This is a genomic window from Stenotrophomonas sp. STEN022, assembly GCF_056760155.1.
This window is the reverse complement of sequence record NZ_JBRREG010000121.1, coordinates 1-11272: the sequence shown is the minus strand read 5'-3', so window position 1 is coordinate 11272 and position 11272 is coordinate 1. Positions and strand designations below refer to the sequence as shown.

Sequence of the window (11272 nt, the reverse complement as noted above, 5' to 3'; positions counted from 1 at the left end):
CGCGCGGTGTTCCTTTTTCGGCCACAAATTTGTTTTTGGTGGTCGCGGGGCCCCCCGCTAACCCCCCAATTCTACCCATCCCCGTGTGGGGTTTGCCCGGACCCGCCGGGGGTGGGCGCCCCCCCCCGCTCCCACAGATGCTTGTCAGCGCTATGCACTGACCCGGCGTTGATTCGTGAATCAGGCGGCGGTTACGTGCAGGCGAACATCCACATTGCCGCGGGTAGCGTTGGAGTACGGGCAGATCTTGTGCGCGGCTTCGACCAGTCGCTGGGCGTCGGCTTGTTCCAGGCCCTTCACTTCAACGTGCAGATCGATGTCCAGTGCGTAGCCGCCTTCGGCGGTCTGGCCGATGCCTACTTCCACCGAAGTTGCGGTGCCAGCCGGCTGCAACTGCAGCTGCTTGGCGGCGACCGGCAAGGCGTTGTCGAAGCAGGCGGCGTAGCCGAGCGCGAACAGCTGCTCGGGGTTGGCGCCGGCCTTGCCGGAACCCGGCAGGGCCAGATCAAGCGCGAGGCTGCCGTCGTCCAGAGCGGTACGGCCGGCGCGGCCGCCGGTGGCGGTGGCGCGGGTTTTGTAGAAGATCTTCATTGCCGATTCCTTGTGAGGGTGCGTTGGGTACGTCTGTGGAATGCAAAATCGGGAGCGCTGTTGATTGCGTGTTTCCCGGGTGCGCTTCGCCTACCCGGGCTACACGGCTCAGGCCAGTTGTGCGAGCAATGCCTTGGCGACGGCTTCGGAGCTGGCCGGGTTCTGGCCGGTGACGAGGTGGCCGTCGCTGAGCACGTAAGGCGCCCAATCCGGCCCCTTGCTGTAGTCGCCGCCGAGGCGGGTGAACTCGTCTTCAATCAGGAAGGGCACCACCGCGCTCAGGCCGACGGCGTCTTCTTCGCTGTTGGAGAAACCGGTGACCTTGCGGCCTGCAACCAGCGGCTTTCCGTCTGCAGCGCGCGCGGCGATCAGTGCGCCGGGGGCGTGGCAGACCAGGCCCAGCGGTTTGTTGGCACGGTCGAAGGTTTCGATCAGCGCAATCGAATCTGCATCGCGGGCCAGATCCCACAGCGGGCCGTGGCCGCCGGGGTAGAACACCGCGTCGAACTTGCTGGCGTCGATCTGCTTCAGCGGCAGCGTGGTGGCCAGCTGCTGCTGGGCATCGCGGTCACCGCGGAAACGGTCGGTGGCGGGAGTCTGTGCATCGGGCTCATCGCTGCGCGGGTCCAGCGGCGGTTGGCCGCCGGCCGGCGATGCGAGGGTAATGGTGGCGCCGGCATCCTTGAACACGTAGTACGGGGCGGCGAATTCCTCCAGCCAGAAGCCGGTCTTGTGCCCGGTATCGCCGAGCCGGTCGTGCGAGGTCAGTACGAACAGAACATTCATGGCAGTGCCTTCAATGGGTGGGGGTGGAACGTGCGACGGTGTTGCCGCACAACAGCAGGTGTTCGGTGGCTTCGCGTGCCTGTTGCAGCGGCAGGCGATCCTGGCTGAGCTTGGACAGCAGGGCCGCGCCCAACCACATCTGGTACAGCACGCGGGCGACATCCAGTGCGGGCTTGCCATTCGGCAGCGAGCCGTCGGCGCGACCTTCTTCGACCAGCGCGGCGATGCGTTGCAGCAGGCGCTGCACGCCTTGGTCGAGCACGCGGCGCATGTCCTCGGAAAGGTCGGATACCTCGGCGGCAAGCTTCACCACCAGACATTCCTCGGCCCAACCCTGCGCCGGATCGGCCGGGTCACGCGCCCAGGCATCCCAGTAGCGCATCAGCCGTTCACGGCCGTTGCCGGGCTCGGCCAGCAGCTGTTCGAGCTTGCACCCGTAGCCGTCTACGTACTGTTGCAGCAGCTCGCAGCCGAACACTTCCTTTGACGCGAAGTAGTGATAGAACGAGCCCTTGGGCACGGCGCAGGCCTTGAGGATTTCCTGCAGGCCAAGGGCGGCAAAGCCCTTCTGCAGGACCAGCCGATAACCGGTGTCCAGGATGTGCTGGCGGGTGGCTTGGGCTTTTGGGGAGAGGTTCATGGGGTGGAGCTTACGCCGAATAGACCGGTCGTCTATTAATGAGTGATTACTGGGAAACCAGCGGGACCGGCTGTCCCTTCTCCCGTTGACGGGAGAAGGTGCCCCAAAGGGGCGGATGAGGGGAGCTTTGGCTTTGGTTTTGGCTTTGGCTTTGGCTTTGGGTTTGGCGTTGGCTTTGGCTTTGGCTTTGGCTTTGGCTTTTGGCTTTGGCTTCATCGCTCAAAGCCAGGTGCGGATGGCTTCCTGGAAATCCAAGATTGCTGCTTCGTTCTGCCCTCACCCCAACCCCTCTTCCGCGGGCGGGAGAGGGGCTCATGTCGTCGTGGGTCTCGGGGAAAGCCCAACTTCGCTTATTTCCTCGCAAGTGCCGCGCATCGCGCAGATGCGGCACTCTTGGCCAGGCTGCTGCAACTGTCCCCAAGGCTTACCAAGAGGGCGCTGAAGCACCGCACCGCAGGCGGTCCCGGCAAAGCCCTAAATTTCAAACAAACGATTAAAACACTGCTAATTTCGCCGAACTGGACAGCATTCCCCGCTTCCCTCACACTGCCGCCCTTCCCCGCCGACCCTTGGCACATGGCAAAACTGCTGGTCCTTCACGGCCCCAACCTCAACCTGCTGGGCACCCGCGAGCCCGACGTCTACGGCCACACCACGTTGGCCCAGATCGACGCTGCGCTGGCTGCACAGGCACAGGCACAGGGGCACCAGAGCGAACACCTGCAGTCCAACGCCGAGCATGTGCTGGTGGACCGGGTGCAGGCTGCGCGCGCCGATGGAACCGCTTTCATCCTGATCAATCCCGCCGCCTTCACCCATACCTCGGTGGCCCTGCGCGATGCGCTGGCCGCGGTGGCGATTCCGTTCATCGAGATCCACCTGTCCAACCCGCATGCGCGAGAGCCGTTCCGCCAGCACAGCTACCTGAGCGACAAGGCAGTGGGCGTGATCTGCGGCTTCGGCGCCGACAGCTACCGCTATGCGATGGACGCCGCTCTGGCGCGCGTGGGAGCGGCTGCGTGAACACGCTTCCGCGGTTGCTGACGGGTATGGCTGTGGTGTGCCTGCCGCTGGCGGCTGCGCATGCGCAGAACCTGGATCGCGCCGCCGAAGGCATCGACTGCGCGCATGTGACCAGCACGATGGAGAGCGACCTGTGCGCCTCCGATCGCGCCGCCGAGGCCGATTCGGTTTTGAACACCACTTACAAGCAGGTCCGCCGCCAGCTGCAGCAACAGGCCGCCGATGGCAGTTGCACACATTGCGGCGATGCCGAACAGCAGTTGATCGAGGCACAGCGTGCCTGGATCCAGCTGCGCGACAAGGACTGCGACGCGGTCTACGCATTCAACGCCGACGGCACCTCGCGCAATGGCGCGAAGATGCATTGCCTCACCACCCACGCGCAGGACCGTACCCGTCAGCTGCGCGACTTCTACGAACTTTGACCCGGGCGCACCGCGCCTACTCCTTACTGACTTACTGCAACCAAAGAGGCCCTCATGGATCTGCGCAAAATCAAGAAGCTCATCGACCTGCTGGAAGAGTCGAACCTGGCTGAAATCGAGATCAAGGAAGGCGAAGAGTCCGTCCGCCTGTCGCGCAACCCGGTAGGCGGCTACGTCGCTGCACCGGCACCGGTGTATGCCGCTGCCCCGGCGGCTGCCGCCCCGGCCATGCCGATGAGCGGCCCGACCGAAGCCTCCACTGGCGGCACCGCCAAGCCGGGCAACGCACTGCCGGAAGGCCACGTGCAGCGCGCGCCGATGGTCGGCACCTTCTACGCCTCGTCCTCACCGGACAAGCCGGCCTTCGTCAGCGTTGGCCAGACCGTCAAGGCCGGTGAAACCCTGGCCATCATCGAAGCGATGAAGATGTTCAACCCGATCGAGGCCGAAGTGTCCGGCACCGTGGTGGCCATCCTCGGCGAGAACGGCAGCCCGGTTGAATTCGACCAGCCGCTGTTCGTGATTGCCTGAGGCGCCGGCCATGCTGGATAAAGTCGTCATCGCCAACCGAGGTGAAATCGCGCTGCGCATCCTGCGCGCGTGCCACACCCTGGGCATCCGCACGGTCGCGGTGCATTCCACCGTTGACCGCAATCTCAAGCACGTGGCCATGGCCGACGAGTCGGTCTGTATTGGTCCGGCACCGTCTTCGGAAAGCTACCTCAACATCCCGGCGCTGATCGCCGCGGCCGAGGTCACCGACGCCCAGGCCATCCACCCGGGCTACGGTTTCCTGTCCGAGAACGCCGACTTCGCCGAGCGCGTGGAACAGTCCGGTTTCATCTTCATCGGCCCGCGCGCGGAAACCATCCGCCTGATGGGCGACAAGGTGGAAGCCATCCGCGCGATGAAGGCCGCCGGTGTGCCGTGCGTGCCCGGCTCGGGCGGCCCGCTGGGCGAAGACATCGTCACCAACACCAAGATCGCCCGTGAGATCGGCTACCCGGTCATCATCAAGGCCTCCGGTGGCGGTGGCGGCCGCGGCATGCGCGTGGTGCATGCCGAAGGCGCGTTGAAGGCCTCCATCGAGACCACCAAGTCCGAAGCCAAGGCAGCATTCGGCAACGGTGAGGTCTACATGGAGAAGTACCTGGAAAACCCGCGTCACGTGGAAATCCAGGTGCTGGCCGACGGCCAGGGCAACGCCATCCACCTGGGTGAGCGCGACTGCTCGATGCAGCGTCGCCACCAGAAGGTGGTGGAAGAAGCGCCTGCACCGGGCATCACCTCCGAACTGCGCGAGCAGATCGGCAAGGTCTGCGTGGAAGCCTGCATCCGTATCGGCTACCGCGGCGCCGGCACCTTCGAGTTCCTGTTCGAAGACGGCAAGTTCTACTTCATTGAAATGAACACCCGCGTACAGGTGGAACATCCGGTGACCGAGATGGTGACCGGCATCGACCTGGTTGCCGAACAGCTGCGCATTGCCTCCGGCCAGAAGCTGACCATCAAGCAGAGCGACGTGGTGCTGCACGGCCACGCGATCGAATGCCGCATCAACGCCGAGGACGCGGAAACCTTCATTCCCAGCCCCGGCCTGATCACCGGCTTCTATCCGCCGGGTGGCCCGGGTGTGCGCGTTGATACGCACATCTACGCCGGTTACAAGGTGCCGCCGAACTACGACTCGATGATCGGCAAGCTGATCGTGCACGGCCCGGACCGCGAAACCGCCATTGCCCGCATGCGGGTGGCGCTGAGCGAGATGGTGGTGGACGGCATCAAGACCAACGTAGCGTTGCAGCAGCGCATCATGCGCGACCAGGGCTTCCAGGCCGGTGGACAGAACATCCACTATCTGGAAAAGCGCCTGGCCGAGCGTAAGACCCGCTCGATCGCGTTGACCTGATCGGGGCAGCACCGGTAGTGCCGAGCCATGCTCGGCATGAAGACTTAAAGGCCTACCCCTCCCCAACCCTCCCCTTCGCTGCGCGAAAGGGAGGGAGCAGGAATGTAGTGCCGAGCCATGCTCGGCATAGGCATTGCCGGCAACGCTTCTGCCGAGCACGGCTCGGCACTACCGAAGCAAGCGCGCACAAAAAAGGCGGGAATCCCCGCCTTTTTTGTGCCTGATGGAAACGCCAGCTTATTCGGCGTCCACCGCGCTGCCCTTGAGCGGCTCGGTGCCCAGCGGCGAGGACGGATCAACTACCGTCACCGTTTCCACCGAACCATCCGGCCACACAATCTGGAAGCTGCTGCCCGGCTGCAAGGTGTTGAACGGCATGCCACTCTGCGCGCGGTACACCGCTGCGGCCTGGGTAGCGCCAGCCCGACGCAGATCCGCATCGGATTTGACGCTGGTCAGCTTGACCTTGGACAGCGTTCGGTAGCGGTCTTCGTAGGTGTCGATCAGCACCACGCCAACCGCACCCGCCGAATAGGCCACGAACAGTACCACCCAGATCCAGAACTTTGCCCCGTGCATGAAACGACGGTAGTTCATCGCACACCTCGCTGCGCCTTGCGCAAGCTATTGACCATTTCGTTCATCTTTTCCACACCCTGCCGCGGTACCGCGGCGTCGTAAACGAATGACTGAAAATCCTGCTGGGGATCGCGCGAACAGATCCCGCCATTGGCGCAATAGGCCACCATCAAGGCACTGTTGGGCCCACACGCCAAACCAAGCTGGCAGGCGGCAACCTGCCATGCCAGCTGACTGAACTGGCTGCCGGCAACCATGCCCTTGTAGGCATCATCGCCAGCGGCTGCGGTACCCATCGCTCCGGAGATCGCCAGGAAGGCTTCCGGGTCCTGCGAGGACTGCACCCGCTCCACCAGCTCACGCCGGTATTTGGGGCTTTCATCCAAGGGTTCACCCATCGACAGCAGGGCTGCCTCGGCCGCCAGATTGCCAGCTTTGGCCGAAGCCCGCCGTTGCTGCAGCAGACGCGCGCGACCCAATCCATCGGCAGCGGTGAAGCCCGCACAACCCTGACGCACCCTGCCGCGGGCGGCCAGCATCGCGGATATGGCATCCAGATCCATGCGCTGCAATGCGGCGCTGTCCAGCGCGTAGCCCGACGGGTCCATCGCGAACACGCCGCAGTAATCGTAGATGCGGCTGGCGACCCAGCCGGCCTCGGCATTGCCTGCATCCGCGGCGGCCTGCAGCTGCCGGGCATAGGCAAACAGATCGCTGCCGTTCTCAAATGCGGCGCGCAGATCCAGCGGCAAACCCGCCGCCACGGCGGTGGTTTGCTCAGGCACCGAAGTAGCGGCACTCAAAGTTGGCCCGCCAAGTTCGGCGGGATTGCCGCCATTGGCCGCAGCAACTTCCGCCGTGTCCCCATGCAGGAGGTTGCCACTGCGAACACCCAAGGCAACCATCAGCACCGCCGCAGGCAGCACCAATAGATACCAGGGCTTTCTGGCAAGCAAAGCGAGCATGGGAGAGAGACAGCCTGCTACACAGTCATGGGTACGGAATTCTATCAATACCGGTTGCCGAGGCGGATGAACCAGCCAGCTGAACGGGCAATTGGTGCCCAGCTCGTCTAGGATGCGTGCCCTGTCCCGCCGTAGCCGTACGCCGCCATGCCCTTCCTCGAACTGACCCTGCGCTGCACCGAAGCCACCCAGCCCCGCTACGAGAATGCCCTTGACGACGTCGGCGCACTGGCGGTGACCATGCTCGATGCCGACGCTGACACCAGCAACGAGCGCGCGATCCTGGAGCCCGGCGTGGGCGAAACCCCGCTATGGAACGAGCTGACCCTGACCGCCCTGTTCCCGGCCGACACCAACGCGCTGGCACTGCTGGCCGCACTGGAGTCCTTCGACCCGGGTCTGGAATGGACCCAGGCCAGCTTCCGCGCCGTCCAGGACGAAGACTGGGAACGCGCCTGGCTGGACCAGTTCCAGCCGATGCAGTTCGGCCAGCGCACCTGGATCGTGCCGTGGAACCACGAACTGCCGGAAGCCGCGCAGGCGGCCGATGCCGCCATCGTGCGCCTGGACCCGGGCCTGGCGTTCGGCTCGGGCACCCACCCGACCACCGCGCTTTGCCTGCGCTGGCTGGACCAGCTCTCTGCCGAGGGCAAGCTGGCCGGCAACACCGTGCTCGATTTCGGTTGCGGCTCGGGCATCCTCGCCCTGGCCGCGCTGAAGCTGGGTGCAGCCGCCGCAGTAGGTGTGGACAACGACCCGCAGGCGTTGATCGCCACCCATGACAATGGCGAGCGCAACGGCGTGCATATTGCCGCCTACCTGCCGGAAGACGAACCGGTCGCCACCTACCCGGTAGTGGTCGCCAACATCCTGGCCTCGGCACTGGACGCACTGGCCGAGTTGCTGGCTGCGCGCGTCGCAGCGGGTGGGCAGATTGCCCTGTCCGGCATCCTGCACGGCCAGGAAGGCGAACTACTGGAGCGCTACGCAGTGTGGTTCGACCAGCTCGAAGCCACCCAGGATGGCGACTGGATGCGCATCACCGGCGTGCGCCGTGCTTGAATGGGGCCAGTGCCTCAGCCTGCCCTGCCATGACTGACGAAACCACGCCTGCCCAGCCTTCCCTGGCCACCTTCCTGCAAGGTCCGGCCAGCAGCACGTCCAAGCCAGGCTCGCCCGAAAGCGCGCCTGCGGCGTCGGCAACCGATGACACGCAAGCCACACTCGCACTGGACCTGTCTTTGCCGGCAGATCCAGCCGACGTGGTGCCGCCCGACGTCGCACAGGCTGAAGTCGAGCGTGCCGAAGCCGAACGATCAGCACTTGAGCACGCAGAAGCGCCGCAGCCTGGGGCAGCGCAAGCCGAGCTCGTCATGCCGGAAGCCGCGGTCATCAGCAGCGGCGAGGACGCGGAACAGACAGAAGAAGGTAGCGCGTCGCTGGCTGCAGCCGCGCCCAGCTTCGCACGCCAGAACCGCGCGCATGCACCACCACCGGCTGACACGCCGCGCTGGCAATGGGGTCTGGTGCTGGCACTGGCACTGCTGCTCGGCTTGCAGATCATTCTTGCCGACCGCGCCAAGCTCGCCGCCGACGCCGGCACCCGGCCGCTGGTCAGCGGCCTTTGTAGCGTGCTGCGCTGCACACTGCCGCCGTGGCACGAACCCAGCGCCTACAGCATGCTCAGCCGCGACATTCGTCCAGTCCCTGGGCAGGCTGGCGCCCTCCAGGTGCAGACCAGCTTCCGCAATGACGCCCGCTGGGCGCAGGCTTGGCCGGCGCTGCGCTTGTCACTATCCGATGCCGATGGCCGGGTGATTGGCCGGCGTACCCTGCAGCCGGCCGAATACCTTGGCCCAGGCGCTGATCCGCTGGCACGATTGGAGCCTGGACAAAGTGCGCAGGTGTCATTCCGGCTACGCGAACCGGCCGCTGCCACGGTCGCCTTCAGTTTCGAATTTCAGTAAACGCGGGACAATGGCGTGGCAGGCCGACGGCCCACGCGCTAGACTCCCTCCCCCATGCCGGGCCAACGCGCCCGACTTTGCTGAACCCGGGAACTCTCCTTGAACGCTGCCCCCACCCGTCCTGACACCAGTCGTGGCGCTCCGAAGCCGCCGCTTCGCGAACACGTTGCCCAGTCCGTGCGGCGCTACCTGCGCGATCTGGACGGCTGTGACGCCGACGACGTGTACGAGATCGTGCTGCGCGAGATGGAAATCCCGTTGTTCGTGGAAGTGCTGAACCACTGCGAAGGCAACCAGAGCCGCGCTGCGGCACTGCTGGGCATCCACCGCGCCACCCTGCGCAAGAAGCTGAAGGAATACGGGCTGGCGTAAGCCCCCGCTCCAACGGTAGAGCCGAGCCATGCTCGGCTGAAGCGTTACCGGTGGTCCCTGCCGTCGTGCATTGCTGGGAATGCCCTTGCCGAGCGTGGCTCGGCACTACAGTGCATTGCTGGGAATGCCCTTGCCGAGTGTGGCTCGGCACTACAGTGCATTGCTGGGAAGGCCTCTGCCGAGCATGGCTCGGCACTACACCCTGCTTCTGTGTGACCGCGCGGCTACAATATGGGCCCGCTTCCGCTTCCCCCTGCCTCCCCATGTCTTCTGATCTGCTGCCCGTACGCCGGGCTCTGCTGTCCGTTTCCGACAAGACCGGCCTGATCGATCTGGCCCGTGCCCTGGCTGCCCGCAACGTCGAGCTGCTGTCCACCGGCGGCACCGCCAAGGCGATCCGCGAGGCCGGCCTGCCGGTCAAGGACGTGTCCGATGTCACCGGCTTCCCGGAAATGATGGACGGCCGGGTCAAGACCCTGCATCCGATGGTGCACGGCGGCCTCCTCGGCCGCGCCGGCACCGATGACGCGGTGATGGCCGAGCACGGCATCGCCCCGATCGACCTGCTGGTACTGAACCTGTACCCGTTCGAATCGGTTACCGCCAAGGCCGACTGCACGCTCGCCGACGCAGTGGAGAACATCGACATCGGCGGCCCGGCGATGCTGCGCAGCGCGGCCAAGAACTTCGCCCGCGTCGCCGTGGCGACCAGCCCGGACCAGTACGAGGCAGTACTGGCCGAGCTGGCCAACAACGACGGCAAGCTGTCCGCCGCCAAGCGCTTCGAACTGTCGGTGGCCGCGTTCAACCGCGTGGCCCAGTACGACGCGGCGATCAGCAACTACCTGTCGGCCGTGACCGATACCAGCGCCGCTGTGCCGGTGCGCAATGAGTACCCGGCGCAGATGAATTCCTCCTTCATCAAGGTCATGGACCTGCGCTACGGCGAGAACCCGCACCAGAGCGGCGTGTTCTACCGCGACCTGTATCCGGTGCCGGGCACCCTGGCCACCTTCGTGCAGCTGCAGGGCAAGGAACTGAGCTACAACAACCTGGCCGATGCCGATGCCGCATGGGAATGCGTGCGTCAGTTCGAGGTGCCGGCCTGCGTCATCGTCAAGCACGCCAACCCGTGCGGCGTGGCCGTGGCTGCCGATGTCGGCGCCGCTTACGAGATGGCCTACAACACCGACCCGACCAGCGCCTTCGGCGGCATCCTTGCCTTCAACCGCACGCTGGACGCGGCAACCGCCAAGACCATCCTCGACCGCCAGTTCGTCGAAGTGCTGATCGCACCGGACTACGAGCCGGCAGCGCTGGACTACGCCACCAAGAAGGCCAACGTACGCGTGCTGCGCATTCCGGCCGGTGATGCGCGCAACAACTACGACACCAAGCGCATTGGTTCGGGCCTGCTGATCCAGAGCGCCGACAACCGCGGCATGAGCGCAGACGAGTTGAAGACCGTCACCCAGCGCGCGCCGACCGCCGCTGAAACGCGCGACCTGCTGTTCGCCTGGCGCGTGGCCAAGTACGTCAAGTCCAACGCGATTGTCTATGCCAAGGACGAACGCACCATCGGTGTTGGTGCTGGCCAGATGAGCCGTGTCTATTCGGCGCGCATCGCCGGCATCAAGGCGGCGGACGCAGGCCTGGTGGTGCCGGGCTCGGTGATGGCATCGGATGCGTTCTTCCCGTTCCGTGATGGCCTGGACGCCGCTGCCGAAGCCGGCATCACCGCGGTGATCCAGCCGGGTGGTTCGATGCGTGACAACGAAGTGATCGCCGCCGCCGACGAACATGGCATCGCCATGGTGTTCACCGGCGTGCGCCACTTCCGTCACTGATTCCGTCACAGAGAGCTGGCATATGGCGACCAGGGTTTTTCCGCGTCTGATTTCCCTGCTCGCCGTCGCCCAGCAGGCTTAGTTCCAGCACGGCACCCCCCCCCCCAGCGGCGCTCCCGCAGAGAAGCCCAACCACAGCAACGAGGCAGGGGTGATGGCAGTAAATCA

At 65.2% G+C, this 11272-nt stretch carries 13 protein-coding genes; 8 read left to right on the top strand and 5 right to left on the bottom strand.

The genetic code is table 11. The annotated features are described in order from the left end of the window. Positions 1 to 180: 180 nt before the first annotated feature. From ACVOMF_RS18775 to ACVOMF_RS18765, 3 genes are all read right to left on the bottom strand, one after another. Positions 181 to 591: an organic hydroperoxide resistance protein gene (locus ACVOMF_RS18775; protein WP_481510615.1), complete on the bottom strand. Its 411-nt coding sequence runs from the start codon at positions 589 to 591 to the stop codon at positions 181 to 183. A 108-nt stretch (positions 592 to 699) separates the two neighbouring features. Beyond that, on the bottom strand, positions 700 to 1377 hold the full coding sequence (locus ACVOMF_RS18770; RefSeq protein WP_481510614.1) for a type 1 glutamine amidotransferase domain-containing protein: 678 nt from the start codon (positions 1375 to 1377) through the stop codon (positions 700 to 702). A 10-nt stretch (positions 1378 to 1387) separates the two neighbouring features. Continuing rightward, complete coding sequence (locus tag ACVOMF_RS18765) at positions 1388 to 2017, bottom strand: TetR/AcrR family transcriptional regulator (protein WP_481510613.1); 630 nt, start codon at positions 2015 to 2017, stop codon at positions 1388 to 1390. A gap of 576 nt (positions 2018 to 2593) precedes the next feature. Here ACVOMF_RS18765 and aroQ point away from each other — a divergent pair. From aroQ to accC, 4 genes are read left to right on the top strand one after another with little or no spacing between them, the layout of a single operon-like run. Further along, positions 2594 to 3040, top strand: a complete 447-nt coding sequence (aroQ, locus tag ACVOMF_RS18760; RefSeq protein ID WP_481510612.1) for a type II 3-dehydroquinate dehydratase — start codon at positions 2594 to 2596, stop codon at positions 3038 to 3040. Next, the gene (locus tag ACVOMF_RS18755; protein ID WP_481510611.1) at positions 3037 to 3465 is read left to right on the top strand and encodes a lysozyme inhibitor LprI family protein; all 429 of its coding nucleotides are present in this window, start codon (positions 3037 to 3039) and stop codon (positions 3463 to 3465) included. Before aroQ ends, ACVOMF_RS18755 begins: the two co-directional genes overlap by 4 nt. Before the next feature lie 54 nt (positions 3466 to 3519). Beyond that, positions 3520 to 3996, top strand: a complete 477-nt coding sequence (gene accB / locus ACVOMF_RS18750) for an acetyl-CoA carboxylase biotin carboxyl carrier protein (RefSeq protein WP_313170818.1) — start codon at positions 3520 to 3522, stop codon at positions 3994 to 3996. A 10-nt stretch (positions 3997 to 4006) separates the two neighbouring features. Then, positions 4007 to 5374 carry an acetyl-CoA carboxylase biotin carboxylase subunit gene (gene accC, locus ACVOMF_RS18745; RefSeq protein WP_296252012.1) on the top strand — a complete coding sequence of 456 codons (1368 nt, stop codon included), beginning with the start codon at positions 4007 to 4009 and terminating at the stop codon, positions 5372 to 5374. A 237-nt stretch (positions 5375 to 5611) separates the two neighbouring features. Here the strand turns inward: accC and ACVOMF_RS18740 are convergent, their stop codons facing one another. Then, positions 5612 to 5971, bottom strand: coding sequence for a hypothetical protein (locus ACVOMF_RS18740; RefSeq protein WP_481510610.1), 360 nt, complete (start codon positions 5969 to 5971; stop codon positions 5612 to 5614). Then, positions 5968 to 6918, bottom strand: coding sequence for a hypothetical protein (locus ACVOMF_RS18735; RefSeq protein ID WP_481510609.1), 951 nt, complete (start codon positions 6916 to 6918; stop codon positions 5968 to 5970). Before ACVOMF_RS18735 ends, ACVOMF_RS18740 begins: the two co-directional genes overlap by 4 nt. A 147-nt stretch (positions 6919 to 7065) precedes the next feature. Here ACVOMF_RS18735 and prmA point away from each other — a divergent pair, with 147 nt between their 5' ends. From prmA to purH, 4 genes are all read left to right on the top strand, one after another. Next, positions 7066 to 7980, top strand: a complete 915-nt coding sequence (gene prmA / locus ACVOMF_RS18730; RefSeq protein WP_481510608.1) for a 50S ribosomal protein L11 methyltransferase — start codon at positions 7066 to 7068, stop codon at positions 7978 to 7980. 29 nt (positions 7981 to 8009) lie between these two features. Next, the gene (locus ACVOMF_RS18725) at positions 8010 to 8885 is read left to right on the top strand and encodes a DUF3426 domain-containing protein (RefSeq protein WP_481510607.1); all 876 of its coding nucleotides are present in this window, start codon (positions 8010 to 8012) and stop codon (positions 8883 to 8885) included. 99 nt (positions 8886 to 8984) lie between these two features. Next, positions 8985 to 9257 (top strand): DNA-binding transcriptional regulator Fis, encoded by a 273-nt coding sequence (fis, locus tag ACVOMF_RS18720; RefSeq protein WP_057626401.1) that lies wholly within the window; start codon positions 8985 to 8987, stop codon positions 9255 to 9257. A 263-nt stretch (positions 9258 to 9520) separates the two neighbouring features. Next, a complete protein-coding gene (purH, locus tag ACVOMF_RS18715; RefSeq protein WP_481510606.1) occupies positions 9521 to 11104 on the top strand; it encodes a bifunctional phosphoribosylaminoimidazolecarboxamide formyltransferase/IMP cyclohydrolase in 1584 nt (527 codons plus the stop codon). The last annotated feature ends 168 nt before the right edge of the window (positions 11105 to 11272 follow it).